Source organism: Nonomuraea sp. NPDC049607 (assembly GCF_040675375.1).
In the GTDB taxonomy this organism is placed as follows: Bacteria; Actinomycetota; Actinomycetes; order Streptosporangiales; family Streptosporangiaceae; genus Nonomuraea.
This window is the reverse complement of sequence record NZ_JBFAOV010000011.1, coordinates 83,912-110,722: the sequence shown is the minus strand read 5'-3', so window position 1 is coordinate 110,722 and position 26,811 is coordinate 83,912. Positions and strand designations below refer to the sequence as shown.

The following is a 26,811-nucleotide window of genomic DNA, read 5'->3' as shown; positions in this document are numbered from 1 at the left end:
GTTCATGCCTGATCCGATCGTGGTCGCCGAAGGACTGCACAAGTCCTTCGGCGACACCCATGCCCTGCGCGGCCTGGACCTGAGCGTCCCGGCGGGAACGGTCTGCGGCCTGCTGGGGCCCAACGGCGCAGGGAAGACGACCGCCGTTCGCATCCTGGCGACCCTGTCCGATCCCGACGCCGGGCACGCCCGCGTCGCCGGGCACGACGTCGTCCGCGAGCCCGACCAGGTGCGCGCCAAAATCGGGCTCGCGGGCCAGTACGCCGCGGTGGACGAGAAGCTCACCGGCCGCGGCAACCTGCGCCTGTTCGCGCGCCTGTCCCACCTGTCCCGGCGCGACGCGCACCGGCGGGCCGACGAGCTGCTCGAACGCTTCGGCCTGGTGGACGCGGCCGATCGCCAGGTCGCCGGCTACTCCGGCGGCATGCGGCGCCGCCTCGACCTGATCACCAGCCTCATCCTGCGCCCCGAGGTGCTCTTCCTGGACGAGCCGACCACCGGCCTGGACCCGCGCAGCCGCGGCGAGATCTGGGACAGCGTCCGCGAGCTGGTGGCCGACGGCACCACGGTGCTGCTCACCACGCAGTACCTCGACGAGGCCGACCGGCTGGCCGACGACATCGCCGTCGTCGACCACGGACGGGTGATCGCCACGGGCACCCCCGACGAGCTGAAGGCCACGATCGGCGACCGCCTCGACGTCGTCCTCGAAGACCCCGCCGCGCTGCCCGCGGCGATGACCGTGCTGAACGCCCTCACCGGCACCGATCCCACCACGACGGGGGCCGACCGGCTCAGCGTCGCCCTGCCCGGCGGCCGCCTCCGACTCGCCGACGTCGTGCGCGACCTCGACCACGCCGGGGTCGCCGCCGCCGACGTGAGCCTGCGTCGCCCCACCCTCGACGAGGTGTTCCTGCGCCTCACCGACCGCAAGGAGACCGTTCGATGACCGCCCTCACCTCACCGATGGGCCGCCTGCGCTGGACGTTCACCGACGGGCTGACCCTGGTCGGCCGCGAGCTGAGCCGGCTGCGCCAGGAGCCCGGGCAGATCGTCGCCGCGCTGGTCTTCCCGGTCATCATGGTGGTGCTGTTCGGTTACGTCCTGGGCAGCGCCATCCAGGTGCCGGGCGGCGGCGACTACCGCGAGTACCTCATGCCCGGCCTGTTCGCGATGGTGACCTTCACCGCCGCGCAGGGGGTCATGGGCCGGATGGCCGCCGACGGCTCCCGCGGCGTGATGGACCGCTTCCGCTCCATGCCGATGGCGCGGCTGGCGGTGCCGTTCGGGCACACCGGCGCCGACTCCCTGATCGGCGTGCCGTTACTGGCGGCCATGGTGGTCACGGGCCTGCTGGTGGGCTGGCAGCCGCACCGCGGCCCGCTCCCCACCGCCGAGGCGTTCGCACTGATCATGCTGCTGCGCTACGCGCTGGGCTGGGTCGGGGTCTACCTGGGTCTGGCGGTGAAGGACGAGCGGATCGCCGAGGCGATGGTGCCACTGTTCCTGCCGGTCACGATGTTGTCCAACGCGTTCGTCCCGACCGGCGGCATGCCCGCCTGGCTGCGGTTCGTCGCCGACTGGAACCCGATCAGCGCGCTCACCGCCGCCATCCGGCAGCTGTTCGGCAACCCGGGCGTCGTGTCCGCGGACATGACGTGGCCGCTCGCGCATCCGGTGGCCGCCGTCCTGCTCTGGTCGGGCGCGCTGCTGGTGGTGTTCGTCCCGCTGTCGCTGCGCGCCTACATGCGCAAGGGACGCTGATCGGCCCTGTCCTCATGGGGCCGGGGACACCAGGCCGGCGTCGTAGGCGGCGATGACGAGCTGGACGCGGTCGCGGGCCCCGAGCTTGGAGAGCAGGCTGGCGATGTGGGCCTTGGCGGTGCCGGGGCTGATGTGCAGGCTCGCGGCGATCTCGGCGTTGGACAGGCCGCGCCCGGCCAGCGTCAGCACCTCGCGTTCCCGGGCCGTGACCCCGGGGAGCTCGCGCGGGCGAGGCTCGGGACGCCCGGCGAACTCGGCGATGAGCCGGCGGGTGACGCCGGGCGCGATCAGCGCGTCCCCGGCGGCCACGACGTGGACCGCGGACAGGATGTCCTCCAAGGCCATGTCCTTGACCAGGAAGCCGCTGGCCCCGGCCCGCAGGGAGGCGTGGACGTTGGCGTCGTCGTCGAACGTGGTGAGCATGATCACGCGGGTGGCCGGGGACTCGGCGGTGATGATCTGGGTGGCCTCGATGCCGTCCGTGCCGGGCATGCGGATGTCCATGACGACCACGTCGGGACGCGACCGCCGGGTGAGCTGGACGGCCTGGGCCCCCGTCCCGGCCTCCCCCACGACCTCGATGCCGGGCGCGGTGTCGATGACCATGCGCAGGCCGGCGCGGATGAGCGGCTGGTCGTCGGCGAGCAGGACGCGGATGGTCAACATGCCTCCACAGGGGCGTTCCGTCCGGACTCCCGCGCCGAGGCGGGACCGGGCAGCGGCAGGGTGGCGGTGACGCGGAAGCCGCCCTCCGGGCGTGGCCCGGCGCTGAGGCGTCCGTCGAGCAGGGCGGCTCTTTCGCGCATGCCGGCGATCCCGTACCCGCCTCCGGGCCCGGCCGGGGCGGTGGCGCGGCCGTCGTCGGTGATGTCGATGCGCAGCTCGCCGGGCGTGTGGTCGAGGACGACCCGGCAGTGACGGGCGTCGGCGTGGCGGATGACGTTGGTCAACGACTCCTGGACGATGCGGAAGGCGCACCGGTCCACCGCCGGGGGCAGCGGGCGCGGGCGGCCCCGGCGGCGCACGTCCACGCGGAGTCCGGCGGCCGCGGTCGTCTCGGCCAGCCGGTCGAGGTCGGCCAGCCCCGACCCGGGGGGCGGCTCCGCGGCGGCGGGGTGCTCGCGCAGCAGACCGAGCATGTGCCGTAGCCCCTGCAGAGTCTGCCGGCTGGCGGTCTCGATCGCGCCGAGGGCGTCGCGGGCCTGCTCCGGGCGGGTGTCGAGCACCCGGGCCCCGGCCCCGGCCTGGATGGCGATCACGCCGATGCTGTGCGCGACCATGTCGTGCAGCTCACGCGCGATGCGCAACCGGTCGGCGGTCACCGCCTGGAGCTCGGCCTGCGCGCGCAGCGCGGCACCGTACTCGCGTCGTTGCCGCAGGACCGTCCCCGCCGTCCAGGCGATCACGACGCCCAGGCCGAGCAGGACCGACAGCGCGAGGAAGCCCGGCGCGAGCACGCGCAGCCCCTGCCCCAGCAGGGCCGCGTGCCAGGCCGCCTCCTGGACGGTCAATGCGACGGCCGCCGCCACCAGCCCGGTACGGCGCGCGCGGGTGGCCGTGACGACGCAGACCAGCACGTCGGCCGCCGGCAGCAGCGGCCAGACCCGCTCGACGGGCTGCGCCGCCGCCACGGCCACGAGCAGTTCGGCCAGCAGCACCGCCAGCACCACACCTGGCCGCCGACGTGCCCAGACCAGCGGAAGCGCCATCGCGACGGCGACTCCCGCATGGACCGCGTCCGCCGGCAGCGGGTCCTCGCCGTCGGTCAGCGTCACGACGTACAGCAGCGGCAGGGACGCCACGACCGCGCACCAGGCGAGCGCCGTACGCACACCGTGCGGCAGCCGCTGCGTCAGGGGTGGCCTGGGCGTTTCTTCGCGCACCCGGACGATCGTAGTCATCCATGGACACCGCGGGCATCGGCCTACGGGCATAGGCCCGTGGGCCACCCCGCTCGCGCGTGAACCGGCCCGCGGCCAGATGTCCCGCCCGCCCTGCCTGCGACAACGTTGGCCGGGTGATCGAAGTCAACGAACTGACCAAGCGCTACGGCGAGGTGACGGCCGTCAACGGCCTGACCTTCACCGTGCGACCGGGCTGCGTCACCGGGTTCCTCGGCCCCAACGGGGCCGGCAAGAGCACCACGATGCGGATGATCCTCGGCCTGAACCGCCCCACCAGCGGAAGCGCCACCGTCGAGGGGCGCCCCTTCGCCCGGCACCGCGCCGGGCTGCGGCATGCCGGCGCGCTGCTGGACGCCGGCGACGTGCACGGCGGGCGCACCGCCGCCGCCCACCTGGGCGCGCTGGCCGCCGGCAACGGCCTGCCGCGCCGCCGGGTGGGCGAGGTGCTGCGGGACGTGGGCCTGGAGAGCGCTGCGCGCCGCCGGGTGGGCGGGTTCTCGCTGGGGATGCGCCAGCGGCTCGGCATCGCCGCCGCGCTGCTGGGCGACCCGCCGGTGCTGCTGTTCGACGAACCGGTCAACGGCCTGGACCCCGAGGGGGTGCGCTGGGTGCGCGGCCTGTTCCGCCGCCTGGCCGGCGAGGGACGCACGGTGCTCGTCTCCAGCCACCTGATGAGCGAGATGGAACACACCGCCGACCGGCTCGTCGTCATCGGGCGCGGCGAGCTGATCGCCGACGAGAGCGCGGCCGAGTTCGCCGCCCGCGGCACCGGCGCGGGCGTCATCGTGCGCACGCCCGACCCCGCCGAACTGGCCGCCGTCCTCACCCAGGCCGGCGCCCACGTGCGACAGGACGACGGCGACGCCCTGACCGTCACGGGACTGACCGCCGCCCGCGTCGGCGAACTCGCCTACGAGCGGCGCATCCTGCTGCGGGAACTCGCCCCCCGCGCCGCCTCGCTGGAGCAGGCGTTCATGGAGCTGACCGCCCGTCATGCCGACTACCGGGCCATGGACGGGGCCGGTGCGCCTTGACGGAACCCGCCCGCTTCCGCGGCCTGCTCGCCGCCGAATGGATCAAGCTCTGGTCGCTCCGCTCCACCCGGTGGCTGGTCGGCCTCGGCGTGCTGGCCATTGTCGCGTTCGCCGTCCAGAGCAGCCTGAACGCCCACCACAGCTGGCCCGGCTTCACGGCGCGGGAGAAAGCCCTGTTCGATCCGCTGAGCGAGGCGTTCAGCGGGCTGGCCGCCACCCTGCTCATGATCGGCGCGGGCACCGTCGGCGCGCTGACGATCGTCGGCGAGTACGCCACCGGCCTCATCCGCACCACCCTGGCCGCCGTCCCGGCCCGCCACCGGGTCGTGGCCGCCAAGCTCGTCGTCGTGGGCGCCGTCACGCTGGTGACCGGCGCGCTGGTCTCGGCGGCCACGTTCGGCGTCAGCCAGGCCATCCTGTCCGATCTCGGCGTCGCCGTCCGGCCGGGCGACCCCGGCGTGCTGCGCGTCCTGGCCGCCAACGCCCTGCTCGCGCCGGTGTCGGCGCTGGTCGGCATGGGCATCGGCGCGCTGGTGCGGCACACCGCGGGCGCGGTGGTCTCGGTCTGCGGCGTGCTGGTCATCGTGCCGACCTTCTTCCGGCCGACCGTCCACCAGTGGCTCAACGACCTGTACGCCCTGGTCCCGTTCTACGTCTGGCGCACCTGCCTGGGGCTGCCCCAGCTCCGCGACGACCCCGCCCTTCCCACGGTGACCGGCTCCTGGGCCGTCTTCGCGGCCTGGCCGCTGGCCGCCGCCGTCCTGACCCTCGTCGTCGTGCATCGCCGCGACGTCTGACCGTACTGAGAGGAATGCGATGATCTCGCCTCTGCTGACCGTCCCGCTGACGGCCTGCCTGGCCCTGACCGCCACGACCTGTGCCACGGCGACCGCGTCCGCCGCGCGAACCGGCGCCGGGTCCCCGTCGCCGGCCACCCTCCGGCTGGAACTGCCCCGCCCCACTGGCCCCGATCCGGTCGGCCGCGACACCCTGTACCTGGCCGACCAGAGCCGCAAGGATCCCTGGGTGCCCTCCTCGGGGCCGCGTCGGCTCATGCTCTCCATCCACTACCCCGCCCGTTCCGTCACCGGGCCGCCCGCCCCCTACATGAGCACGGAGGAGGCCGCGTCCCTCTTGCGGCGCAAGGCCCCCGGCGCCGACGTGCCCGCCGAGGTCATCAGCGGCATCCGCACCCACGCCCGCGCCGGCGCCCCGCCCGAGAAGGGCCGCCACCCGCTGGTGGTGCTCTCGCCCGGACTCGGCCTGCCCCGTGCCAGCCTCACCTCCCTGGCCGAGGACCTGGCCAGCCGCGGGTACGTCGTCGCCTCGATCGACCACGCCTACGAATCCTCCGGCACCGTCTTCCCCGGCGTCGGGCTGCTCACCTGCGCACCCCTGTGCGACCAGCCCAGACCTCCCGAGGGCGGCAAGGCCACCATCAGCAGGAACCGCGCCAAGGACGTCTCCTTCGTCCTGGACCGGCTGACCGGCCGCCATCCCGCCTGGAAACGCGCCGGCCTGATCGACGCCAGGCGCATCGGCATGGCCGGCCACTCGATCGGCGGCGACGCCGCCTCCACCACCATGCTCACCGACCCGCGGGTCAAGGCCGGGATCAACCTGGACGGAACCGTCGACGCCACCCTCCCCGCCACCGGACTCGGCAAGCGTCCCTTCCTGCTCATGGGCAGCCAACGCGACCACACGCCCGGCAAGGACGACACCTGGGACAAGACCTGGAAGGTCCTGGACGGCTGGAAGCGCTGGCTCACCGTCGCCCGCGCCGAGCACAGCACCTTCACCGACCTGGCCCTCGCGCAGAGCAGGCTCGGCCTGTCGTCCCCCGACGCCATCGACGCGGAACGCGGGACGGCGCTCACCCGCGTCTACGTCGCGGCCTTCTTCGACCAGCACCTCAAGGGCAGGAAGCAACCCCTGTTGGACGGCCCCTCCGCCGCCAACCCCGAGATCGCCTTCCACCGGCCCGAGTGACGGAGGACGCCCCTGACCCCGCGCACGGACGGGGGCGTCCAATCCCGGGGGCCCGTCGGGGGCATCCCTGATGCAGGCCGGGCGGCATCCCGGACAGGATGGACGACATGAAGATCACTGCGATCGCGGGCGGCCTGCTGGCCTCCGCGGTACTCCTGACCGGGTGCGGCCTGGACGCCATCGGCAAACCGAAGAACGAGGAGACCAGCACGTACCAGGTCAAGGAGAAGGTGCAGCGGCTTCACCTCAGAAGCGGCAGCGGGGACGTGACCGTCACCGAGTCGGACGCCACGAACGTCAGCGTGACCGAGAGGCTCTACTGGAGCAACGACAAGCCGCAGGCCGCGCACAAGGTGGAGGGCGACACGCTGTCCGTCTCCTACGACTGCCAGAAGTCGTGGGGCACCTGCGGGGTCGAGTACAAGGTGGAGGTCCCCAAGGGGACGCAGGTCCAGCTGAACTCCGGGTCGGGCGACCTGACGCTGAGGTCGCTCACCGGCCCTCTTGACGTCGAGGCGGGCTCCGGCGACATCAAGGGCGACGGCCTCGGCGGCAAGAAGCTCCTGGTCAAGGAGGGATCTGGCCAGGTCACCCTGAAGTACGCGGTCGCGCCGGAAGGCGTCGAGGTGTCGGCCGGCTCGGGCGACGTCGTGCTCACCGTCCCCGACGAGACCTATGACGTGCGGGCCAGAACGACCTCCGGTGACGCCGACGTCTCCGTCAAGAAGGACAGTTCCTCGCCGCGCAAGCTGTCGCTGACCACGGGGTCCGGAAACGTCACCGTCTCGGCCGGGTAACCGGCTTCCCCGCCCACAGCTGTTCCGGTCCGCAGGACGGGACGCGCCCGGCGCCGTCCCCGTCGGCCGGGTGCCGAGGGACGGGCGCCGGGCGCGGTGGGTCAGCCGGTGTAGTCGGTGGCCTTGGCGGTGCCGGCCGGCCACAGGTACTTGGCGTTGTCGGCCGGCGTGTAGCCGCGGTTGCCGTCGCCGGTGCGCGCCTGGACGCGGTTGTCGCGCCAGGTGGAACCGCGGGCCGTGCCGCCCCAGATGCCGCCGTACAGGAAGCCGTGCAGCTGGTCGAGCTCGGCCGAGAACACGTTCCCGGTCACGGTGATGTTCTTGGCGTTGTCGGCCGTGCCGATGCTGAGGGCGTAACCCCATCCGGAGATGTAGTTGTTCGTGACGGAGACGTCCTGATAGACACCCTTGCCCTGCAGCGCCAGGCCGTTGGTGTTGCCCAGGGACGCCAGGGTGTTGTGGTTGACGATCATGTGGCCGCCGTTGCCCTCGCTCTGCGGACCGATGCCGTCATGGTGGTAGACGTCCCGTGCGGTGTCGGCCATGTCGTGGATGTAGTTGTTCGTCCACGTCGAGGGTCGGCCGGGGAACCCGGTCACCATGATCAGGCCGGCGTTGCCCCAGATGTCGTTGTGGTCCATGACGGCGACGGCTTCCTTCATCGTCGTCATGAGCTGCCACGACTTGTCGAACGGCGTGCCCGGCTTGGCGTGCGCGGACGACACCTTGCCGTCGTTGCCCGGAGGCATGGCGTAGGAGCTGGGCTTGAACGTCGAGTACAGGAACTTGATGGTGGTGTCGGAGTAGATCTGCACCAGGTTGTCGTTGGGGTTCGTGCCCTCGAACAGGCAGCCCACGAACGTCAGGTTGTCACCGTAGATGTACACCTTCGAGGCGGTGAAGCGCTTGAAGGAGATGACGCTGTTGTCGGGGTACTCGACCCGCAACGGCTTGTCGGCGTTCATGCCGGCCGCGTAGTCGGTGAGCTTGCCGGGATAGGCGCCCAGCCCGAGGCCGGCGGCGTTCGCGGGGGTGCGGGAGTAGCCGGTGTTGGAGAAGTCCGGCCAGTAGCCCGAGCCGTCGTTGGGCCGCGCCGTGAGGGCGGAGCCGTTCGAAGGGGGCGGCGACGCGGTCGGCGTCTTGGTGGGGGTCGGTGTCTTGGTGGGGGTCGGTGTCTTGGTGGGGGTCGGTGTCGTGGTCTTGGTGGGGGTGGACGACGGCGTCGGCGTTTTCGTCGGAGTCGGCGTCTTCGTCGGCCTTGCGGTGGCGGTGGGACTGTGAGTGGGCCTGTGGGTGGGCCTGCGCTTGCGGGTCGGCCTGGGCGACGCGGTCGGCGTGGCGACCCCGGTGTTCCCGCTGGTCATGGCCATCAGGTCGGCGTCCTGGATGGCGGCCTGGCCGTTCCAAGCGTCCGCTCCGGCCACCATGACCGAGGCGACGAGCGCCGCGGCGGCCGAGACGCCGCCCCATCTGATCAGGCGGTTGACCAGGAAACGGCGCGATCGAAATAATTGCTGAGGTGACATATGAGGGGTCCCCGTGGTATTCGGCGATGAAATCTTCGGCCGGACGCCGAACACCATAAGCCATGATGATCACTTGACACAACAAACGGGAATTCGACCGGCGAGGGGCCGTTCTGACTCGGAACGGGCTTCCGGGGCGCTTAATCATTCGGCTGACAACTCGCAACGCGATGCGCTAAGGTCTCCGAAATTCCGACCTGAACGGCGAATCGCGAGCATTCATGGATCGGTAACGTCGCTTTCCGTGTCCGGAGCGGTTCGCTGTTAATTCACCGGCATGACGGTGACGTATTACCGGCCAGGCCGCGGGCACCGCGCTCGGCCGAGTGCCGAGCACGATGCCCGCGAAGGTCACTCCCCGGTGGTGAGGTCGGCGTAGAAGGCCCGCACGTCCTCCACCAGCAGCTCCGGCGACTCCAGCGCCAGATACGCCCCGCCCCCGGCCAGCTCGGTCCACCGCACGACGTTGGCATCGCGCTCGGCGAAGCGGCGGATCGTGACGTCCTCCCTGGCCAGCAGCACCCCGGTGGGAACCGTCACCCGGGGCTTGGGCGCGTAGGCGCCCGGGTCGTGGCCCATCTCGTAGTAGAGGTTGGCCACCGAGCCGGCGGTGGCGGTGAACCACATGACGCTCACGTCGGTCAGGATCCGGTCACGGGAGAAGGCGTCCTCGGGCAGCTCGGCGGCCGAGTCGGTCCACTCCTTGAACTTCTCCACGATCCACGCGAGCTGCGCGACCGGCGAGTCGGTCAGCCCGTAGGAGAGGGTCTGCGGCCGGGTGGACATGATCTGGTTGAAGCCGAGGCCCTCCTGCATGAAGTTCTGCATGATGCCCAGGCGTCGCTGCTCGTCCGCGGTGAACTCGCTCTCCTCCGGGGAGGGGAAGGCGACGAAGGCGTTGACGTGCACGCCCACCAGCCGCTCCGGCACCTGGCGGGCCAGTTCCAGCCCCAGGTTGGCGCCACCGCCGCCGCCCTGCGTGCCGTACCGCTCGTAGCCGAGCCGGGACATCAGCTCGGCGAAGGCGGCAGCCGTACGGGGGACGGTCCAGCCCGGCGAGGAGAGGTAGCCGGAGAAGCCGACCCCCGGGCACGAGGGGACGACCAGGTGGAAGTCTCGCGACAACGGTTCGAGGACGTCGAGGAACCCGATCACACCGCCCGGATTGTCGTGCAGGAGCAGCAGCGGCAGCGCGTCCTCCGAACTGGAACGCAGGTGGAGGAAGTGGATGTCCTCCCCGTCGATCTCGGTGACGAACTGCGGGTGCTTGTTGTACTCGGCCTCGGCCACCCGCCAGTCGAAGTCGTTGAGCCAGTAGTCGGCCAGCCCCTTGAGGTAGTCGAGCGGCACGCCCCTGCTCCAGCCCTGCCCCGCGATCTCCCCGGTCCACCGGGTGCGGCGCAGCCGTTCGTGCAGGTCATCAAGGTCGGCCTGGGCAATGTTCACACTGAAGGGCTTCATGTCCACAACGTTAGGCAACAGGCGACACGCCAGCATGAGTCATCTCATAGGTAATACTGCGACACATGCTTCGGGGGCGAACGCGCGAGACGCGCATCATTGACACGTTGCTCGCCGACGCCCGAACGGGTGTCAGCGGCGCCCTGGTCCTCCTCGGCGAGCCGGGCATCGGCAAGACGGCCCTGCTGGATCACGCCGCGGCGGCCGGCGACCTGCGGGTCCTGCGGACTACCGGCATCGAGGCGGAGGCCGAACTGCCGTTCGCCTCGCTCCACCTGCTGTTCAGGTCGGCGCTCGACCATCTGGACCGCATCCCCGAACGGCAGGCCGCCGCGCTGCGCGGCGCCTTCGGGCTCGGCCCGGCCGGCACGGGAGACCGGTTCCTGATCGGGCTGGCCGTCCTGTCGCTGCTCGCCGAGCTGGCGGAGGACGGCCCCGTGCTGTGCCTGGTCGACGACGTGCAGTGGCTCGACCATGCCTCGGCGGACGCGCTGGTCATCGCGGCCAGGCGGCTGGCCGGCGAAGGGGTGGCGATGCTGCTGGCCGCCCGCGCCGGGTTCACGGCGCCCGGCCTGACGGTGCTGGAGCTGGCGGGCCTGGACGAGGCGGCCTCAGGTGAGGTGCTCGACTCCGCCGCCCGCCCGCTGACCGAGGAGTTCCGGCGGCGCATCCTCGCCGAGTCCGCCGGCAACCCGCTGGCGCTCCTGGAGCTGCCGAAGTCCGGCGAGAGCCAAGGGGAGCTCTCGCTCACCTCACGGCTGGAGGAAGCCTTCGCCCACCAGGTGGACGGGCTGTCGGCGGCGGCCCGCGTCCTGCTCCAGGTCGCCGCCGCCGACGCCACCGCCGAGTCGGCGATCGTGCTGGCGGCGGCGCGCGTGCTGGGCTCCGCTCCCGAGCACCTGGAAGAGATCGGCGCGGCCGGTCTGATCCGGACGGCCGACGGCTCGCGGCTGGAGTTCCGGCATCCGCTGGTCCGGGCGGCCATCTGGCAGCGGACACCACTGGCCCGGCGCCTGACCATCCACCACACCCTCAGCCAGGTCCTGGAAGGCACGGCCGACGCCGACCGCAGCGCCTGGCACCTGGCCGCCGCCACGCTCACCGCCGACGAGCAGGTCGCGGGACGGCTGGAGGAGACCGCCACCCGGGCCCACGCCCGCAGTGGTTACGCGGCGGCGGCCGCGGCCTACGAGCGCGCCGCCGCGCTGAGCCCGTCGGCCGGGGAACGTGCCCGCAGGCTCACCTTGGCGGCCGAGGCCACCGAGTTCAGCGGTCGCTTCGATCGGGCCAGGGCTCTGGCGCTCGGCGCTGGGAGCCCGGGCGCCGAGCTGACCTCCCGGCTGATCCGCGTGCGGGCCTGCTCCGACTACGGCGAGGGCCACCTGCAAGGGGCGCACGCGATGTTGTCGGCCGGCGTGGACCACCTGGCCGCCACCGACCCGGGCTCGGCCGCGTGGCTGCTGCTGGACGCCGCCTCCATGATCTGGCTCGACGGCGACCGCGACATGGCCCACCGTACGGCCGAGCAGCTCGACGCGCTGGAGGTGCCGCCCGGCGACGACGTCGTCCCGGTCCACCAGCTGTGCCGGTGGTTCGTCACGCTCACCCTCGGCCGCCCCACCACCGAGCTGCCGCCGCTGGCCGAGGTGGTGGAGCGCGCCCGCGCCCAGGCCGGACCCGACCGGCGCGGCCTGTTGCTGATCGGCGGACTCGGCCTGGCCGACCAGGACGCCCGCACCCACCAGCTCGCCCTGGCCGCCACCGCCGCCATCCGCGCAGAGGGCCGCGTCGGGCTGCTGCCCCAGGCGCTGACCTTCATGGGCCACGTCGAACACGCCCGCGGCCGCTACGCCGACGCGCGCGCCTTCGCCGAGGAGGCCGTGAACATCGCCGCGGACACCGGACAACCCGCCTGGTCACGCCTGGCCACCGCGTTGCTGGATCAGCTCGCCGCCGTTCAGGGAGAGCCGCTGGACCCCGCCACCGCCACCCCGGCCGCGCTCGCGCTCCTCGACCTCGGCCAGGGCCGTCCCGAGCAGGCGCTGCTCGGGCTGGAGTCGCTGGTGTACGGCAAGGCACGCAACAGAACCCCCGCCATGCACCTGGTGCCCGACCTGGTCGAAGCGGCCCTGCGCAGCGGCAGGAGCGCCCGCGCGGCCGAGCCGTTGGCCCGGCTGGAATCCTGGGCCGGGATGCTGCGCCAGCGGTGGGCCGACGCCCTGGTCTCCCGCTGCCGTGCCCTGCTGGCCACCACCATGGCCCCGGACCCCGGAGCCGACGCGCACTTCCGCGCCGCGCTCGACGCGCACGAGCGCCCCTTCGACCGCGCCCGCACCGAGCTGCTGTACGGCGAATGGCTGCGCCGGGCCCGCCAGACCGGCGACGCGCAGGAGCACCTGCGGGCCGCGCTGGAGACGTTCGAGTGGCTCGGCGCGCGCCCCTGGGCCGACCGGGCGCGCACGGAGCTGGGCGCGACCGGCTGGAGCACCCAGCGCAACACCGGCGCCGACCGCTTCGCCCAGCTCACACCGCAGGAACGGCAGATCGTCAACCTGGCCGCCCAGGGGCTGTCGAACAAGGACATCGCCGCGCACCTGTTCCTCAGTCCGCGAACCGTCGGCCAGCACCTCTACAAGGCCTTCCCGAAACTCGGCGTGACCGCCCGCGCCCAGCTCGCGGAGCTCGTTCTCCCCTGACGACACCGGCGGACAGGAGCGTCGCGGTGGCGAGGCCGCCCCAGAGGGCGGCCGGGCCGTGGGGTGCGAGAGCGGTGATGACCGCCGGGGAGACGGCGAGGCCGAAGCCGGTGGAGAGCTGGAAGCGGGCGAGGGTGCGTCCCAGGACCTGCGCCGGGGCGAGGGCGGTGACGAGCGCGGTGGCGCTGCCCGCGTAGATGATCTCGCCGAGGGTGCAGACCACGGACACCGCCGCGACGGCCGGGGCGCCCCAGCCGGGTCCCAGGAAGGCGGCCGCGAGGAAGCCGAGGTAGGACGCGGTGAGCACCACCCCGGCGAACGCCAGCACGGACCGGCGGGAGAAGCGGGACATCAGGACGGTGACCGGAACCTGCAGCGTGACCACCAGGACCGTGTTGGCCACGAAGATGGCCGCCGACCACACCGGGGACGCGTGCATCTGCGTCACCAGGACCAGAGGAAGCGCGATCTCGGGGACGTTGAGGCAGAAGACGTAGATCACGTTGGCGGCCAGCAGCCCGCGCATCCGGGGTGCGGGCTCGCCGTCCCCGTCCCCGTCCGTGGCCGCGGCCGCGGCGGCGGCCGGATGAGCGTGCACGCGTACCGACCACGCCAGAGCCGCCGCCACGAGGTAGGCGAGCCCGGTGACGGCCGCCAGCGCCTGCAACGCGGCGGCGCCACCCGCCAGGCAGGCGGTGGCGAGGAGCGCACCGGCGCCCAGGCCGGCGTTGCGCAGCGCGCGGCCCCCCGCCAGGGCGGCGTCGCGCTCCCGGCCGTGGGAGAGCGTGGCCACGAGGGCGGCGTGGGCGGCCGGCCAGGCCTGGTTGCCGATGCCGAGGAAGAGCGCCGCCGTCGCGAACAACCAGACGTTCCCCGCCGGGGTGGCCGCCAGCAACACCACGCCCAGCACCCGCACCAGCATCGACGCCGCCACGACCGTGCTGCGCGCGCCCCGGTCCAGCCATCGGCCCACCGCGGGCATGCACCCGAGACCCGCGACGACACCGGCGGTCATGGCGGCGCCGGTGACCGGCCCGGACAGTCCGAGCACCGTCACCCCGTAGAGCAGCAGAAAGGGCCGCAGCAGGCCGGTGCCGAGCGCGTCCACGGCCAGGGCGACGGCGTAGCGGGGGCCTCCGGAGGCGCGGAGGAGGACGCGGAGCTGGACTCCGGTGGTGGGTGCCATGGCGCCAACGGTCGTGCCGGGTCGCCGCACGCGGCACGTCGGTTGACGGAGATCGTCAACCGACGCCGTCATCGGCCGTCCGGCCAGGGATGATGGAGGGATGACGCTGCGCATCGACATCACCGGGCTGCCGGCCGAGCGGCTGCGGTTCGCCGCCTCCCCGCTGGCCGAACTGACCGCGATGTTGCACGTCCTGGCCGAACCCGGGCATCATCCGCGGCTGGCCGGCTGGGCCGGGGACGTCTGGTCCGGGATGCCGCCGGAGCTGGCCGAGCGGTTGCGAGAGGCGGAGTTCCTCTGGCGTTCCTCGCGAGCCGATTTCCTGGTCCCGGCCCGGCCCCGCCAGACCCTCGCCGAGGAGCTGGACGATGTCGACCGGATCGACGACGAGACCTATGTGACCGCCGCGCTCGTCACCACGTGCGGCAGCAATCGGGTGCACTTCGCCGCGCCGTCGCCGCTCGCCGACGCGACCGCGCGCGAGCGGGCCCTCGACCTGGCCCAGGCGCGCGGCGAACGTCAGGAGGCGTTCGCGGAACGGCTGCTCGCCGACCCGGCCGCGGTGCGGGCGCGGGTGCGCCACACCCTCGAACAGTGCGCCGAGGCGTTCTTCGACGCCGCCTGGACAGGCGTCGCCGTGCGGCTGGCCACCGACCTGCGGCTGAAGAACGACCTGCTGAAGCGCCAGGGCATCGGGGCGGCTCTCGCCTCGGTCTCCGGCGCGGTCACCCTGACGCCGGACGGCAACCGCATCGTCGTGGACAAACTGCAGGACAATGCGACCGCCGCCCACGGCGCCGGGGTCACCTTCATCCCCAGTGACTTCGGCCGCCCGCACCTGGTGGTGGTCCACGCGCCCGGATGGCAGCCGGTGGTGCAGTATCCCGTGGCCGAGCCGGATCCGTCCGAGCCGGTGTCGCTGGAGACGGTCACCCTGCGGCTGGAGGCACTCGCCCATCCGGTACGACTGCGGCTGCTGCGCACCCTGGCCCGCGGCCCGCACACCACCGGCGAGCTGGCCCACGCCTGGGAGCTGTCGCCCCCGGAGGTCTCCCGCCACCTCGCCGTCCTGCGCCGCGCGGGCCTGCTCACGACCCGGCGGCACGGGCGCTACGTCCACTACACGCTCAACCTGCCCGAGATGACGACGCTGGGCACGGACCTGCTGGCGGCCGTCCTGCGCTGACCTCCGGCTCCTGTGTCGTCCGGCAGGCGGCCGGTCACCTGTCAGCTGGTGAAACGTCCCTCACGGGTGTACTTGCAGGCTCCGCTGAGGCAGTTGGGGCTGGACCCCCAGCCGTCGTCGTAGCTGACCCTGCGGTGGAGCTTGATCTTGCCCTTGACCTCTTCCGCCTGGTGCCCGGGGGCGACCTTCTCGTCCGCCTGCTTCCACCAACTGGTGCCGTTCCAGTAGTACAGCCGGTGCCGGGCCCACAGGGAGCTCGGCGAGCCCACCGGCAGGCAGTTGAAGATGAAGCTCTCCGCGCGACGCTCCTTGAAGCCGCCGAAGTCGAGGGTGGTGTACGACTTCGGCGCCAGGCCGGCCTGGGCGTTGTCGTGCCAGAGGTGCGACCCCCAGTGTTCGGCGGTGCACGACGCGGAGAGCACGGCCGCGGCCGGAGCGGTCAGGCCGCGTACGGTGACCGGCTCGCTGGTGATCCGCCGCCCCCGCAGCTCGGCGGGGAGGTCGGCGCCGTGGTCCTCGACGAGGCGCTGGGGCACCGGCACGTCGGGCGGCGTGATCTCCAGGTAGGTCTGCAGGTAGCTGTTGCTCCGGTCCCAGGCGATGAGCGGCGCGCTGCCGATGATCCCGACCTGGGACATCCCCACCTCGTCGGACGGCTGGCTGTCGGAGAAGCTCACGGTGAGACCGGTCGTGTACTCGATGTGCGCCAGGGGGATCTCCCGGTCGCTGTCCTCGGGTTCGGCCGCGGCCGGGGAGGAGGCGAGCATCAGCGTGGCGGCGATGGCGGCGATTGTCCTCATGTCACTCCTTGCGGTTGACGTTGCCGCGCAGAACGTTAGACACCGCCCTTTCAGCAACCTTAAACCTGAGCTCAGCGCACACCGGAGACCCGCGAGGAGAGGGTCGCCTTCGCTTCCCGCCGCCCCGGCTTGTGAGCCGTGTGCCTGCTCCTCACCTCAGGAGCTGGTCGGCGTTGATCTTCACCTCGAACTCGAAACGGTACGGGCTTCCTCCATTGGTCGGCACGGGCCACAGGTAGGGCAGTGGCTGGGTCAGGTCGAAGGAGATGGGCGGGTTGGTCGGCCGGACGGTGTCGACCGGATAGATGGTCCACCGCGGCGTCTGGTCCGGCGTCCCCGTTCCCGAGGTGGGCTGTGCGCTGGGCTGTGAGCTGGGCTGGGGACCCGGGTGGAAGGGCGGCGGGTCGATGTTGACGAACCACATGGTCGAGCGTGGGCCCACGTGGGGGGTGCTGGTGCCGCCTCCCCCGCCACCGGTGCCGCCGCTCGATCCGCCGCCCTGGGTGGCCGTGGCGGGCAGATAGTGGCGGTCGCTGGGATCGGCGTCGCACGGCTCCGCCGCCCCGGCCGGTGGGGGCGCCCCGTCGGCCGCCTTGAGGCGCAGCCCCAGCTCACCCGCGATCATCAGGGCGTAGTGACCCGCCAGCGCCTTCTGCCCCTGCTGGTTGGGATGCCCTGTCTGCTGCGTCATGTTGAAGTCGTCCCCTCCCTCGGCGGGAGTCCAGCTGAGGCTGCGAACGTAAGGGGTCTTGGTCCCCAGCTCGTGGCCGGCGAAGGCGTTCGCGAGGTCCAGCATGTCGGTGGCGATCCCGTGGTCGGCCAGGACCTGCTGCGCCTTCTTGATGGAGGCGGTCAGCCGAGGTCCGAGAGTGCGAAGAGGCTCCAGGTCCCCCGAGCTCACCAGCCACCTCATCAGGCCTCCCGGTGTGAGACCTTCCGCCAAGGGCTGGGGATAGTTGACCATCATGATCCTGGCCTTGCCGCTGGTGGCGACGTTCATCGCCCGCACCAGCCGCACCAGACGCGCCGAGAGGGTCGTCGGCTGCGTCAGCGGGCGGACGAACGGCGGACGCGGCGGCTCCGAGTCCGCCCATTCCTGCTCGGAGGTGCGGGTGACGTCGAGCAGCGGCGCGACCTCCGCCACGATGCTGTTCCGGAGGCCGATGTTCTTCGCGAGTATGGCGGTCAGCATGGGCCCGAAGCGGGCGTCGTTGCCGCCGAAGCCGGAGATCACCAGGTCGGTGGCGGCGTCCAGCCCCTCGTTCTGCGGCGGGTTGACGCGGCCGTGGTCGTTCTGGCCCACGAAGAAGTGCTCGGTGGCCGCGCCGGAGGAGGCGTTGAAACGGACGTCGAAGAAGACCTCGGGATTGGCGCGGCGCAGCAGGTCGATGGCCTGCAGGACCGCGGCGTCGGCCGAACGGTGACGGAAGTCCTCGTCGTAGTCGGCCTCGGTGTGACCCTCCGCCGGGACGCGGCCGCCGTTGGGACCGGGAAGGAAGCGCATGGGTTCGGGCAGGAAGCCGCGCTTGTTGTAGTAGAGTCCCGCCCCCTCCCCCGACATGTACGAGTCGCCATTGATGACGATCTTCACGACCCTCTGTCCGGGCAGCGGGACGCCCTGGCGGAACTGGGCGGGCTTGTCGTCCCCCCAGAACGGCGGCCCGCCCGGCCCGGTCCCGACCGGCGGGCAGGTGTCGGTCGGCGCGTATCGCTGCTTCAGGTACTCCAGGCCGCCGACGGCGGGGAGGTTCGCGAGCGATTCCGCGTCGTAGTCGTCGAGCAGCGGGACATCGGTGATGGGGGCGGCGTGCGCGGGTGTGAAGCCGGAGGTCGCGACCAGGGCCAGGGAGAGTGCTGCGCCTGCCAGCGCACGTGGCAGTGGCCCAGGTAAGAATCTTCGTGACATGCCGTCAACTATGAGCGGCACTCATCTGCGGGTCCTCCTGCTCAGGGAGGAAGCCGTTTCTCCGCCGACTGGCCGCCACCTCTCCTACGACAGGCCGCCGCACCACCACGTCCGTCATGGGTCCTTTGTCCCTGCCCGTGGCAGGGGAAGGCAGACATCGGCCAGTTGCGGGGAGTGATCTGGTGACACGTCAACGTCCCCCGGCGAGCGCACTGCTCGGCCGCCGGGTTCCGCGCTTCCCCGAAGGCGGGTCGGTCCGATCAGTTGTGCCCGGCTTCGCCCAAAGCCTTAACGCCCGTCCCGCGAACCGGGCGTGTCTCCCCGTCGAACACGAGCTGCGGAACGCAGCATCGAGCAGTGCGGGCGTAGAACGTCGAGGAGGCACGACCTGCCGTACGCGGGCCGCTCCCCGCGATCGACGGTTGTCGGCTATCGCCCGGTGTGCCGGAGGATCGCGGCGGAGATCCGAGGAATCACCGGCGGCGGGAACCCGTGCCCCATTCCCTCGATGGGCAGGAACTCGCTGCCGGGAATCGCCGCGGCCAGGGCCTGGCCATGAGCGAAGGGCGCCATGGGGTCGTCCGAGCCGTGAATCACCAGAGTCGGAGCGGTGATCGAGCCGACAAGCCCGGAACGGTCGCGGGAGGCGAAGGCCGCGAGGATGTGGTTCTTCGAGGCGTGGCCCGCATCGGTGGCGTTCTCGATCTCCCGCTCGATGATCGCGCGCGTGGCCGCCTCGTCGAACGCCGTCAGCCGTCCGGCGAGAATGCGCGCCAGCTTGAGATGCGACTCGACGTGCTCCTCCCGGGTGCTGGGCGGATTGGCGATCTGTTCGGCGTCCCAGGCGGCCAGCCGTGGATCGCGTACCGTGCCCCGGAAGGTGTTGGTCGCGGGGTCGAGGGGCTCGGCGCTCGACATGATGACCGTCAGGGTGCGCAGCCGGTCAGCGTGTTCGAGCGCGATCTCCTGGGCGATCATGCCGCCCATCGACGCGCCGACCACGTCCGCCGTGGCGATGCCCAAGCCGTCGAGCAGGCCGACCGCGTCCTGGGCGAGGTCGACCATGGTGTAGGGGTTGGCCTCGTAATCCACGCAGCCGGACAGCCCGGTGTCCCGGTTGTCGTAGCGGATGACGGACCGGCCTCCCTCCTGGAGAAGCCGGCAGAGCTCGTCGGGCCAGGTGGCGCCCCGGGCACCGAGCCCCATCACGAGCAGCAGCGCGGGGTCGGCGGGATCACCGAACGTCTCGCACCACAAACGGATCCCGTTGGCCTCGACTATGCGTTCCATCATGTTCTGCCCCTCGTTCTGGCTCGCACCAGTGGCGACGACTGGCGCTACGACGTCCCGTAAGAGGACGAGCGCTCACGGACCGTGCGCCGAGTCCGCTCCCACGGCGCCCTCCCATGGCAAAAAGTATATACAGATTAACTTTTTGCTTGATCCAGAGCCGTCACAACCCAGCCGGCACATGCAGGACGGCGAGCATCTGGGCCCGCAGGTGCACACTCAGCGCCCGGACGTCGTCGCTCAGCCGGGCGGCGAGCACCGCCGTCACCATCCCCATGACGGAGGTGACGGCGATCCGCGCCGCGAGGTCCGACAGCTCCGGCCGTACCTCGATCAGCAGCCCGACCCACTCCTCACGTATCTGCCGCATCTGGCGGTTGAGTCGCCGCCGATCCTGCTCCGGCAGCCACAGCAGCTCGGCCTGCATGATCAGAGTCAGACTCCGGTTCTCGACGGACGACCGGGAGAACCAGTCCACCAGGGCGATCAGCGCCTCCTGCGGGTCCCGGTCCCGGTCGGCCAGCGCGGCTTGCGTCCCCTCCTGAAGGCGTTCCAGCGACAACTCGATCAGGGCGAGGAGGATGGCCTGCTTGCCGGGGAAGTGCCGGTAGACCGCGGGGCCGGAGATGCCCACCGCGGCCCCGATGTCGTCGATCCCGGTATCGGCGTAACCACGCTCCACGAAGAGCCGGGCGGCCTGCAGCAGGATGACCCGCTTGCGCACCCCGTGTTTGCGCCCCTGCGAGATGAGGGATTCCAGCTCGTCGGACTCGGCCACGTACGTACCTCTCTGAAAGAAACGGGAACCATGGTTAACATATTGGATAGAGGCTGGCCAGGCACACCGCGGAGGGCACCCCGTCAGCTCCGCCGTTGCCGCCACAACCCTCGTCAACCAGACGAGGCCGCGGCCCGGTCGAGGCGGTCGCGGCCCTCGCGCAGCACCGGGGCCAGCTCCGGCGGACCCAGCACCTCGAAGTCGAATCCGCTGCGCGGTCCTCGTCGGCGCTCTCCTTGCGTCACTCGGCATCGGCCGGGACCAACGGCGCGGCCCAGTGCTTCTTGGTCTGGCACCAGGTGAGCCGGAAGGTGATGACGGCGCGGTTGCGGTCGAGGACCGGGGTGTAGCTCGCCCGCCGCGCCATCGGTGGTGTGGTGGATCCACTGCTGGGGTGGCGGTGGCGACATGCTGGTCGTCTCCCCTGGTGATGCAGGTGCACACCCCTATCGTCGCCCTGTCGCGGGCGCGGCGTTCGGTCAGGCCTTTGGTGCCTGGATGCGTGATCACCGAGGGGGTGCGCCGCGCGAACTGGGAGATCACGCTAAGGGTGATCGACGGGGACAGCAGCGACTCGCCCCGGGCCACCACGCGCACCGCCTGTAACAGCTCGGCCGGGTCGGCGTCCTTGAGCACGATTCCGCTGGCGCCGTCCCGCAACGCCTCGAAGACGTATTCGTCCAGGCCCAAGGTGGTCAGCATGACGACCCGCACCGATGCCGGCGCTGGATCGCCGGTGATCTCCCGCAGCGGGGTCAACGTCCCGTTCGGCCAGGCCGGCGGCCTGCCCGTGACCGGCCGTTACGAGAACGTCGAGTACGACAACCTCGCCGTCTGCCGGCAGCAGAGCAGCACCTTCCACATCCGCAGAGCCGACAACACCGCCGCGACGGTGTTGTTCGGCGACGGCACCCAGGGCGACGTCAGCGCGTCGAGGAACGTCACCATGTCCGGCCGGCCGCGAGCGCGGCGTGGTGGTCCTCACCGACGGCACGATCTCTCCCGTCGCCGGCCAGGCCGCGATCGTGCCGGCGACCGAGGTGAGCGAGACAGGTTTCAGCACCGAGACGAGCCTGAGGGCGGCACGCCCAGCCGCTCCACGACACGGGCCAGGCAGCGTGCGGAGCTGGACCAGCATGCCCAGCCGATCGACAGGGCCCCGGCCGCCGGGACTCGTGAACGCCGCGTCGGCCGCCGTCGGCGTGAACACCGGGTGGTCGGTGAGCACCTGCTTGACCTCGGCCGGTCACGGCTTGGAGGGAACGGCCATCCGGCAGCAACGCGGCCGGCGGCGCGCCCACCGCGTGCCGCGACGCCGAACAGACCGGTTACCGTCCCCGGTCGCAGCCGCACTCCGACCAGGGGGCCGCCCCCGGGCAGCGGTCCCCGCCGGACGCGTGTCTCCGGACCGGCCGGCCTGTTCCGTCAGGCATGACCAGCAGATCGACGGCGGGATGCGGCAACCCTCTCGGCACCACTTCCCCGCCACCAGGTGGGCCAGGTCGGCGGGCACGGGCAGAGTGGTCGCCAGTGCAGTCAACCCGGCGACCGCCACGTCCGCCAGCGATCAAGCGGCCCCAGGACGGGCACCGCGACATCGAACTCACTGCCCGTCTTGGCCGCCGTCGCGGGCGCGGCGCCAGATTCGATCAGCCGATCGGTGGTGCCAGGTACTCCAGCGCATAACCCTCGCCGGACGGGCTCACGCGGGCGATGCCGGGTGAGTCGAGGTGGGCGCCCGCCACGAAGTGCTGCGGCCGGATCAGCTGTTCCAGGAGGTCCGCTCGTGCGGCGCGGGCCTGGGACTGGTCGCCGTCGAACTCCCACGACACCTTCGGCCGGTCGAACTGGAGCGTGGGCACATGAACGGTGTCGCCCCAGACGAGAAGGCGGCCGGCGCCGCTCCTGACCTCGTAGACGGTGTGACCGGGCGTGTGGCCCGGTGTCGGGATCGCGGTGGCCCAGTCGTTGATCGCCACCTTCTCCGACACCGGCACGACCCGGTCGCGGATCGGCTCCAGCCGCCCCCTGAACACCGAGGTGTCGCCCGCGCCGATCCACACGCGTTCGAGTCCGGGGAACGCCTCCGCACCTTCCGGCGTGATCAGGCCACTCACGTGGTCCTCGTGGTTGTGGGTGATGGCCACGTCGGTGACCTGCGCGCGGTCGATCCCCGCCTCGTCGAGCGCGTCGTAGATCAGCCCCATGGTGGGGTCGTGCCAGACGTCGGACGCGCCGGTGTCGACGAGCAGCGACCGCGTGCCGTCGGTGACGAAGAAGGCGTTGACCGCCAGGCGCAGGTTGTCCCCGGCCAGCGGGACGGCGGCCGGCAGCTCGTGGAGCGTGCGCCCGTCCTCGTCGCGGAGCCGTGTCGGGGGCATGTCGATGTACCCGTCCCGCAACGAGACCACCTGTAGATCGCCGAATTCGAACGTGGCATAGAGCCGGCCACTCGACATCAGACGCATGGAAACCTCCGTCGTGCTGGGCGCACAGCCCGCCCGTCTTCAATAGAAGACTCTATCTTCTTTAGAAGAAACCCTACACTGTGCACAGCGACGTACCCATCGATCGAGGAGCACGGTGATCGAGCAACACGGCAACGCGGCCGGACCAGAGCACGGTGACGACCTGGCCGGCGCGTTCGGCGGCAACGTGCGGCGACGCCGCGAAGAGGCGGGCCTGACGCTGGAGCAGCTGTCCGCGCAGTCGTCGGTCAGCCGGGCGATGTTGTCCAAGGTCGAACGCGGTGAGAAGAGCCCGACGATCGGCGTCGCGTCCAGGATCGCCCACGCGCTCGACGCGTCGCTCTCGGACCTGATCGGCGCGCCGGCCGCCGCGTCCGGGGTGGCCATCGTCATGCGCAAGGACGATCGCCCGATCTTCCGTGACCCGGAGACCGGCTTCGAGCGGCACATGGTGTCAGCGGCCCCGGGCGCGGGAGGCGCCGAGATGATCGTCCACCACCTGCCCGCGCAGGTCTCCACCGGGCTGCTGCCCGCGTATCCGCCGGGCACGGAGAAGCAGCTCGTGGTGCTGGACGGCACCCTCACCGTCGCGATCGGCGAGATCGTCGAGACCCTGAACGCGGGCGACTCCCTGTTCCTCCAGGCCGACGCCGACCACGGCTTCGCCAACCGCACGAACGCCCGCTGCGAGTACATCATGTTCATCTCGCGCAGAACCTGATCGGCCGCGGCTTCCCGGCCTGGACGTGCTCGATCCATCGTCTGATGTCAGGCTGGGTACGTTCAGGTCGGTCCCCTGCGCCTTGGAGGTCTGATGCGGGCGGGCGTCGTGGTCACGGCACACCCCGGCGTGGAGGACCTCGCCGTGCGGGCCGAGGAGCTGGGCCTGCACAGTTTCTGGGTCAACGACACCCCGATGGTCCACGGCGACCCCTTCATCGCCCTGGGGCTGTGCGCGAAGGACACCAGCCGCATCAGGCTGGGCATCGGCGTGACCTCACCGGCGCTGCGCTCGGCCCCGGCCGCCGCGAGCGGGTTCGCCAGCCTCAACGCCCTGGCCCCGGGCCGGATCATCTGCGGGATCGGCACCGGCAACACCGCCCGCCGCACGCTGGGCATGCGGCCGACCACGGCGGCGACGATGGAGAACTTCACCGCCGCCCTTCAGGACCTGTGCGCCGGACGGAGCACCGAGTACCGCGAGGGCGACCGGGTGCGCGACGTCCGGTTCCTGCACGCCGGGGCGCACGTGAACACGGCCGACCCGATCGAGTTCGTCGTGGCCGCGCAGCTCGGGCCGAAGGCCGCCGCCGTCGCCGGCCGCCGCGGCACCGGCCTGATCTCCTTCGGCCTGCTCGACCCCACCGCCTGGCACGCGCTGCACGACGCCCGCCGCCGACACAGGCGCCTTCGCCGAGCGGCTCGGCCCTGAGGAACGCGAGGCGGTGCGGCGACTGCTCGACCGGCGCGGCACCACCGCCACCGCACCCGATCAGCACACCAAGCTCTACCCCGACTACCTCGGACGCATCGCGCCGCAGGACCGGGACCTGATCCTGCCCTCGCTGATGAACAGCCTGACCCTGGTCGGCACCCGCGACGACCTCCGCGCCCGCATCGCCACCCTGGAACGGGCCGGCATCGACGAACTGCTCATCCAGCCGGTGATCGACCCACCCGCCGAGATGGCCCAGCTCGCAGGCCTGCTCACCTGAGCAGATCGTCCTCGTCCCGCACATGCGCCGAGGCGGCCCCGGAGGGGGCCAAGGCCGGTTAACGGGCTGGGCGGGCGATCAGGGCCTCTATGCCGTCCAGCAGGAGGTTGAGGCCGAACCGGAAGTCGGCGTCCTCCGTCCAGCCGGTGGAGTCCCTGAGCAGGCCGGAACGCATCATGGCCGACAGTGCCGGGTACGTCGCGGGGTCCAGGACCTCGGTGAGTGTCTCGCCGTACTCGGCGGCCCCCTTGGCCCTGGCCGCGAGCTCCGTGCCGCCGGCGCCGAGCGAGTGCGTGAGGGTGGCGTCGGTGAGAGCGTAGCCGCTCAGCACCGTGGCGGCGTTGAACTTCTGGGCGTCGCCCAGCCCGGTGTCGGACAGCGCATCCAGGGCCCGGTCGAGCCAGAGCAGTCGCCGTGGGCCCATGGGCGGGGTGCTCTGGCGCAGGTCCAGCAGCCAGGGCCGGGACAGCAGGAGGTCGCGGGTGAGCCGGGTCCACGTGGCGAGGTAGTCGCGCCAGGACAGGTTCCCGCGTTCAGGCGGTGGGGGCACGGCGCTGTCCGCCATGACGGTCAGCAGTTCGTCCTTGTTGCCGACGTACCGGTAGAGCGCCATCGGAGCGACGCCCACCTGGGCGGCGACGTTGCTCATGGAGACGGCGGCCAGCCCCTCGGTGTCGGCGATCTCGATGGCGGCCGCCGTGATCGTGGCCAGGTCCAGGCGCGGCCTCGGGCCTCTGCGCGTGGTGGGTTCGCGGCCCCACATCCGCGCCACGACGGGTGGCAGCTCTGCCATCGAACATCCTCTCGTGCGGTCGGAATCTGTGTACGTCCTATAGTCTAGTAATTGCGTATGTCGTACAGAGTAGAGCGTATATACAACGGGAGGCGTCATGGAGATCCGTACGTTCGCGCCGAGCGACCGCGCCGAGCTGCGCGGGCTGTTCGAGCGCGTGGGCGAGGGCGCTCCCACGGCGTCGCTGTGGGGGCACGTGGACTCGGAGGCGGCCGTCTACCTGGACCCCTACATGGAGCTGGAGCCGGACTCGCTCTTCGTCGCCGTCGCCGGGGGCGCCCTGGTGGGCTACCTGACGGGATGCCTCGACAGTGCGAGGTTCCCCGGCGAGGGCGAGCGCATGGAGCAGGCGATGCGGACCTACCGGCTGGTCTTCCGTCCCAGGCCCGCGGCCTTCTTCGCGCGCAGCCTGGCCGATCTGGCGTGGGCCGCGATCCGCAGGCAGCCCGGGGTCGGCGAGTTCGCCGACGCCAGGTGGCCCGCGCACCTGCACATCAACGTGGCACCCGAGGCGCGAGGGACCGGCGCCGCCGACGGGCTGATGAGCCGATGGCTCGACCGGCTCAGGAAGGCCGGATCTCCCGGCTGCCACCTGCAGACCCTGGTCGAGAACGCCCGGGCGGTGCGGTTCTTCGAGCGCATGGGCTTCGCCGAGCACGGCCCGGCACCACTGGTGCCCGGCCTCCGGCACGACGGCCGGCGGGTCCACCAGCGGACGATGATCTGGAGCGCCGGCCGCGCTGTCGAGGAGGCCGGAGCGCGGACGTCCGCCGAACGTCACCAGTCCCGGCCGCACCGGGCCGTAGGGGCTGACGTGCCCGGGGACCGGCGTGCGCCCACCGACGACGAGCCGAAGCAGTGACGGTCAGCGCACCCTGGGCCGGCTGCCGGGCCGGGGTCCTGGGATTCCTCGTAGACCCTGGTCTTGGTGGGCCATCACCGGTGCGCGGCCTCACCGCTCGGACGGCACCTGCGCGCGCCCCATCAGGACCCGCAAGCCCTCCAGCAGGTCCGCCGGAGCCGGCGCGCCGTCCGGGTCCACCAGCCACTGCGCCGCCAGGCCGCCCACCAGCGTCTGGATCACCGCCCCCACCTTCTCGGAGTCGGAGCCGAACAGCTCCGCCAGCCCCAGCCTGGCCTGCCGTCCCGCCTCCGCGAACGACTCGCGCAACTCGGGGGTGCGCGCCATGTGCGCGACCAGCTCGAACTGGATCACCCAGAGCGGCCTGGCGCGGGTGAAGGACTCGATGACCTTGGCCCAGGTCGTCTCGAAGTCTCCCGGCTCGGCCAGGGCCCGGCCCAGGTCGTCGCCCCATTCCTGCATCGCCTCCACCACCGCCTCGTTGAGCAGCGCGTCCTTCGTGCCGTAGTGGTAGCCGATCGCCGCCAGGCTGACCCCGGCCGCGGTGGCGATGTCACGTGCGGTCGTGTGGAAGTAGCCCTTCTCGTAGAGGCAGAGCTTGGCGCCGTTCAGAAGATCCTCTCGATTTCCCATGACGCCATCTTACACATCCG

The 26,811-nt window shown here is 71.8% G+C and carries 26 protein-coding genes; 13 read left to right on the top strand and 13 right to left on the bottom strand.

Annotated features, from left to right (window positions below; translation table 11 throughout):
- Positions 1 to 4: 4 nt before the first annotated feature.
- Together AB0J97_RS22830 and AB0J97_RS22825 are read left to right on the top strand one after the other, a co-directional pair.
- Positions 5 to 949: an ATP-binding cassette domain-containing protein gene (locus AB0J97_RS22830; RefSeq protein ID WP_364091693.1), complete on the top strand. Its 945-nt coding sequence runs from the start codon at positions 5 to 7 to the stop codon at positions 947 to 949.
- Positions 946 to 1,764: an ABC transporter permease gene (locus AB0J97_RS22825; RefSeq protein ID WP_357709186.1), complete on the top strand. Its 819-nt coding sequence runs from the start codon at positions 946 to 948 to the stop codon at positions 1,762 to 1,764. Before AB0J97_RS22830 ends, AB0J97_RS22825 begins: the two co-directional genes overlap by 4 nt.
- Positions 1,765 to 1,776: 12 nt before the next feature.
- Here AB0J97_RS22825 and AB0J97_RS22820 read toward each other — a convergent pair whose 3' ends face one another.
- Together AB0J97_RS22820 and AB0J97_RS22815 are read right to left on the bottom strand one after the other, a co-directional pair.
- Entirely contained in the window at positions 1,777 to 2,430 is a 654-nt protein-coding gene (locus AB0J97_RS22820; RefSeq protein ID WP_364091690.1) for a response regulator transcription factor, read from the bottom strand.
- Positions 2,424 to 3,647 carry a histidine kinase gene (locus AB0J97_RS22815; protein WP_364091688.1) on the bottom strand — a complete coding sequence of 408 codons (1,224 nt, stop codon included), beginning with the start codon at positions 3,645 to 3,647 and terminating at the stop codon, positions 2,424 to 2,426. The genes AB0J97_RS22820 and AB0J97_RS22815 overlap by 7 nt, the downstream gene beginning before the upstream one ends.
- A gap of 134 nt (positions 3,648 to 3,781) precedes the next feature.
- Between AB0J97_RS22815 and AB0J97_RS22810 the strand changes: the two genes are divergently transcribed.
- The 4 genes from AB0J97_RS22810 to AB0J97_RS22795 all read left to right on the top strand — a co-directional run bounded on the left by AB0J97_RS22810 (position 3,782) and on the right by AB0J97_RS22795 (position 7,491).
- Positions 3,782 to 4,702 (top strand): ATP-binding cassette domain-containing protein, encoded by a 921-nt coding sequence (locus tag AB0J97_RS22810; RefSeq protein ID WP_364091686.1) that lies wholly within the window; start codon positions 3,782 to 3,784, stop codon positions 4,700 to 4,702.
- Positions 4,699 to 5,499, top strand: coding sequence for an ABC transporter permease subunit (locus AB0J97_RS22805; protein ID WP_364091684.1), 801 nt, complete (start codon positions 4,699 to 4,701; stop codon positions 5,497 to 5,499). The genes AB0J97_RS22810 and AB0J97_RS22805 overlap by 4 nt, the downstream gene beginning before the upstream one ends.
- 19 nt (positions 5,500 to 5,518) lie before the next feature.
- Positions 5,519 to 6,694 carry an alpha/beta hydrolase gene (locus AB0J97_RS22800; RefSeq protein WP_364091682.1) on the top strand — a complete coding sequence of 392 codons (1,176 nt, stop codon included), beginning with the start codon at positions 5,519 to 5,521 and terminating at the stop codon, positions 6,692 to 6,694.
- Between the two features lie 107 nt (positions 6,695 to 6,801).
- Positions 6,802 to 7,491 (top strand): DUF4097 family beta strand repeat-containing protein, encoded by a 690-nt coding sequence (locus AB0J97_RS22795; RefSeq protein WP_364091680.1) that lies wholly within the window; start codon positions 6,802 to 6,804, stop codon positions 7,489 to 7,491.
- A gap of 101 nt (positions 7,492 to 7,592) precedes the next feature.
- Here the strand turns inward: AB0J97_RS22795 and AB0J97_RS22790 are convergent, their stop codons facing one another.
- Together AB0J97_RS22790 and AB0J97_RS22785 are read right to left on the bottom strand one after the other, a co-directional pair.
- Positions 7,593 to 9,017 carry a hypothetical protein gene (locus tag AB0J97_RS22790; RefSeq protein ID WP_364091678.1) on the bottom strand — a complete coding sequence of 475 codons (1,425 nt, stop codon included), beginning with the start codon at positions 9,015 to 9,017 and terminating at the stop codon, positions 7,593 to 7,595.
- Between the two features lie 351 nt (positions 9,018 to 9,368).
- Positions 9,369 to 10,478 carry an epoxide hydrolase family protein gene (locus AB0J97_RS22785; RefSeq protein WP_364091676.1) on the bottom strand — a complete coding sequence of 370 codons (1,110 nt, stop codon included), beginning with the start codon at positions 10,476 to 10,478 and terminating at the stop codon, positions 9,369 to 9,371.
- A 65-nt stretch (positions 10,479 to 10,543) separates the two neighbouring features.
- Between AB0J97_RS22785 and AB0J97_RS22780 the strand changes: the two genes are divergently transcribed.
- Positions 10,544 to 13,174, top strand: a complete 2,631-nt coding sequence (locus tag AB0J97_RS22780) for a LuxR C-terminal-related transcriptional regulator (protein ID WP_364091674.1) — start codon at positions 10,544 to 10,546, stop codon at positions 13,172 to 13,174.
- Here AB0J97_RS22780 and AB0J97_RS22775 read toward each other — a convergent pair.
- Positions 13,080 to 14,360 (bottom strand): MFS transporter, encoded by a 1,281-nt coding sequence (locus AB0J97_RS22775; protein WP_364091672.1) that lies wholly within the window; start codon positions 14,358 to 14,360, stop codon positions 13,080 to 13,082. The genes AB0J97_RS22780 and AB0J97_RS22775 overlap by 95 nt on opposite strands.
- Before the next feature lie 100 nt (positions 14,361 to 14,460).
- On the opposite strand from AB0J97_RS22775, the gene AB0J97_RS22770 reads away from it, so the two are divergent.
- The gene (locus AB0J97_RS22770; protein ID WP_357708416.1) at positions 14,461 to 15,546 is read left to right on the top strand and encodes a DUF5937 family protein; all 1,086 of its coding nucleotides are present in this window, start codon (positions 14,461 to 14,463) and stop codon (positions 15,544 to 15,546) included.
- A 41-nt stretch (positions 15,547 to 15,587) separates the two neighbouring features.
- Here AB0J97_RS22770 and AB0J97_RS22765 read toward each other — a convergent pair whose 3' ends face one another.
- The 5 genes from AB0J97_RS22765 to AB0J97_RS22745 form a co-directional block, all read right to left on the bottom strand.
- Positions 15,588 to 16,346 carry a hypothetical protein gene (locus tag AB0J97_RS22765; RefSeq protein ID WP_364091670.1) on the bottom strand — a complete coding sequence of 253 codons (759 nt, stop codon included), beginning with the start codon at positions 16,344 to 16,346 and terminating at the stop codon, positions 15,588 to 15,590.
- Positions 16,347 to 16,497: 151 nt separating this feature from the next.
- On the bottom strand, positions 16,498 to 18,252 hold the full coding sequence (locus AB0J97_RS22760) for a hypothetical protein (RefSeq protein ID WP_364091668.1): 1,755 nt from the start codon (positions 18,250 to 18,252) through the stop codon (positions 16,498 to 16,500).
- A gap of 429 nt (positions 18,253 to 18,681) precedes the next feature.
- The gene (locus AB0J97_RS22755) at positions 18,682 to 19,545 is read right to left on the bottom strand and encodes an alpha/beta fold hydrolase (RefSeq protein ID WP_364091666.1); all 864 of its coding nucleotides are present in this window, start codon (positions 19,543 to 19,545) and stop codon (positions 18,682 to 18,684) included.
- Positions 19,546 to 19,705: 160 nt separating this feature from the next.
- Positions 19,706 to 20,320, bottom strand: coding sequence for a TetR/AcrR family transcriptional regulator (locus AB0J97_RS22750; protein WP_357708409.1), 615 nt, complete (start codon positions 20,318 to 20,320; stop codon positions 19,706 to 19,708).
- A gap of 241 nt (positions 20,321 to 20,561) precedes the next feature.
- Positions 20,562 to 20,687: a hypothetical protein gene (locus tag AB0J97_RS22745; protein ID WP_364091665.1), complete on the bottom strand. Its 126-nt coding sequence runs from the start codon at positions 20,685 to 20,687 to the stop codon at positions 20,562 to 20,564.
- Between the two features lie 135 nt (positions 20,688 to 20,822).
- Here AB0J97_RS22745 and AB0J97_RS22740 point away from each other — a divergent pair, with 135 nt between their 5' ends.
- The gene (locus AB0J97_RS22740; protein ID WP_364091663.1) at positions 20,823 to 21,755 is read left to right on the top strand and encodes a hypothetical protein; all 933 of its coding nucleotides are present in this window, start codon (positions 20,823 to 20,825) and stop codon (positions 21,753 to 21,755) included.
- A gap of 214 nt (positions 21,756 to 21,969) precedes the next feature.
- Here AB0J97_RS22740 and AB0J97_RS22735 read toward each other — a convergent pair whose 3' ends face one another.
- Positions 21,970 to 22,788 carry an MBL fold metallo-hydrolase gene (locus AB0J97_RS22735; protein ID WP_364091661.1) on the bottom strand — a complete coding sequence of 273 codons (819 nt, stop codon included), beginning with the start codon at positions 22,786 to 22,788 and terminating at the stop codon, positions 21,970 to 21,972.
- A 115-nt stretch (positions 22,789 to 22,903) separates the two neighbouring features.
- Between AB0J97_RS22735 and AB0J97_RS22730 the strand changes: the two genes are divergently transcribed.
- The 3 genes from AB0J97_RS22730 (at position 22,904) to AB0J97_RS22720 (ending at position 24,503) form a co-directional block, all read left to right on the top strand.
- The gene (locus tag AB0J97_RS22730) at positions 22,904 to 23,509 is read left to right on the top strand and encodes an XRE family transcriptional regulator (protein ID WP_364091660.1); all 606 of its coding nucleotides are present in this window, start codon (positions 22,904 to 22,906) and stop codon (positions 23,507 to 23,509) included.
- A 93-nt stretch (positions 23,510 to 23,602) separates the two neighbouring features.
- Positions 23,603 to 24,220: an LLM class flavin-dependent oxidoreductase gene (locus AB0J97_RS22725; protein WP_364091658.1), complete on the top strand. Its 618-nt coding sequence runs from the start codon at positions 23,603 to 23,605 to the stop codon at positions 24,218 to 24,220.
- Between the two features lie 13 nt (positions 24,221 to 24,233).
- A complete protein-coding gene (locus tag AB0J97_RS22720) occupies positions 24,234 to 24,503 on the top strand; it encodes a hypothetical protein (protein WP_364091656.1) in 270 nt (89 codons plus the stop codon).
- Between the two features lie 58 nt (positions 24,504 to 24,561).
- Here the strand turns inward: AB0J97_RS22720 and AB0J97_RS22715 are convergent, their stop codons facing one another.
- Positions 24,562 to 25,296, bottom strand: coding sequence for a TetR/AcrR family transcriptional regulator (locus AB0J97_RS22715; RefSeq protein WP_364091653.1), 735 nt, complete (start codon positions 25,294 to 25,296; stop codon positions 24,562 to 24,564).
- Positions 25,297 to 25,393: 97 nt separating this feature from the next.
- Here AB0J97_RS22715 and AB0J97_RS22710 point away from each other — a divergent pair, with 97 nt between their 5' ends.
- Positions 25,394 to 26,158: a GNAT family N-acetyltransferase gene (locus tag AB0J97_RS22710; RefSeq protein ID WP_364091651.1), complete on the top strand. Its 765-nt coding sequence runs from the start codon at positions 25,394 to 25,396 to the stop codon at positions 26,156 to 26,158.
- Between the two features lie 90 nt (positions 26,159 to 26,248).
- Here AB0J97_RS22710 and AB0J97_RS22705 read toward each other — a convergent pair whose 3' ends face one another.
- On the bottom strand, positions 26,249 to 26,791 hold the full coding sequence (locus AB0J97_RS22705; protein ID WP_364091650.1) for a TetR/AcrR family transcriptional regulator: 543 nt from the start codon (positions 26,789 to 26,791) through the stop codon (positions 26,249 to 26,251).
- Positions 26,792 to 26,811 lie beyond the last annotated feature (20 nt).

Coding starts and splice junctions, on each gene's coding strand:
- AB0J97_RS22830 (WP_364091693.1), top strand. CDS start 5: ATGCCTGATCCGATCGTGGTCGCCGAAGGACTGCACAAGTCCTTCGGC.
- AB0J97_RS22825 (WP_357709186.1), top strand. CDS start 946: ATGACCGCCCTCACCTCACCGATGGGCCGCCTGCGCTGGACGTTCACC.
- AB0J97_RS22820 (WP_364091690.1), bottom strand. CDS start 2,430: ATGTTGACCATCCGCGTCCTGCTCGCCGACGACCAGCCGCTCATCCGC.
- AB0J97_RS22800 (WP_364091682.1), top strand. CDS start 5,519: ATGATCTCGCCTCTGCTGACCGTCCCGCTGACGGCCTGCCTGGCCCTG.
- AB0J97_RS22795 (WP_364091680.1), top strand. CDS start 6,802: ATGAAGATCACTGCGATCGCGGGCGGCCTGCTGGCCTCCGCGGTACTC.
- AB0J97_RS22790 (WP_364091678.1), bottom strand. CDS start 9,017: ATGTCACCTCAGCAATTATTTCGATCGCGCCGTTTCCTGGTCAACCGC.
- AB0J97_RS22785 (WP_364091676.1), bottom strand. CDS start 10,478: ATGAAGCCCTTCAGTGTGAACATTGCCCAGGCCGACCTTGATGACCTG.
- AB0J97_RS22780 (WP_364091674.1), top strand. CDS start 10,544: ATGCTTCGGGGGCGAACGCGCGAGACGCGCATCATTGACACGTTGCTC.
- AB0J97_RS22775 (WP_364091672.1), bottom strand. CDS start 14,360: ATGGCACCCACCACCGGAGTCCAGCTCCGCGTCCTCCTCCGCGCCTCC.
- AB0J97_RS22770 (WP_357708416.1), top strand. CDS start 14,461: ATGACGCTGCGCATCGACATCACCGGGCTGCCGGCCGAGCGGCTGCGG.
- AB0J97_RS22765 (WP_364091670.1), bottom strand. CDS start 16,346: ATGAGGACAATCGCCGCCATCGCCGCCACGCTGATGCTCGCCTCCTCC.
- AB0J97_RS22760 (WP_364091668.1), bottom strand. CDS start 18,252: ATGTCACGAAGATTCTTACCTGGGCCACTGCCACGTGCGCTGGCAGGC.
- AB0J97_RS22755 (WP_364091666.1), bottom strand. CDS start 19,545: ATGATGGAACGCATAGTCGAGGCCAACGGGATCCGTTTGTGGTGCGAG.
- AB0J97_RS22745 (WP_364091665.1), bottom strand. CDS start 20,687: ATGGCGCGGCGGGCGAGCTACACCCCGGTCCTCGACCGCAACCGCGCC.
- AB0J97_RS22735 (WP_364091661.1), bottom strand. CDS start 22,788: ATGCGTCTGATGTCGAGTGGCCGGCTCTATGCCACGTTCGAATTCGGC.
- AB0J97_RS22725 (WP_364091658.1), top strand. CDS start 23,603: ATGCGGGCGGGCGTCGTGGTCACGGCACACCCCGGCGTGGAGGACCTC.
- AB0J97_RS22715 (WP_364091653.1), bottom strand. CDS start 25,296: ATGGCAGAGCTGCCACCCGTCGTGGCGCGGATGTGGGGCCGCGAACCC.
- AB0J97_RS22710 (WP_364091651.1), top strand. CDS start 25,394: ATGGAGATCCGTACGTTCGCGCCGAGCGACCGCGCCGAGCTGCGCGGG.
- AB0J97_RS22705 (WP_364091650.1), bottom strand. CDS start 26,791: ATGGGAAATCGAGAGGATCTTCTGAACGGCGCCAAGCTCTGCCTCTAC.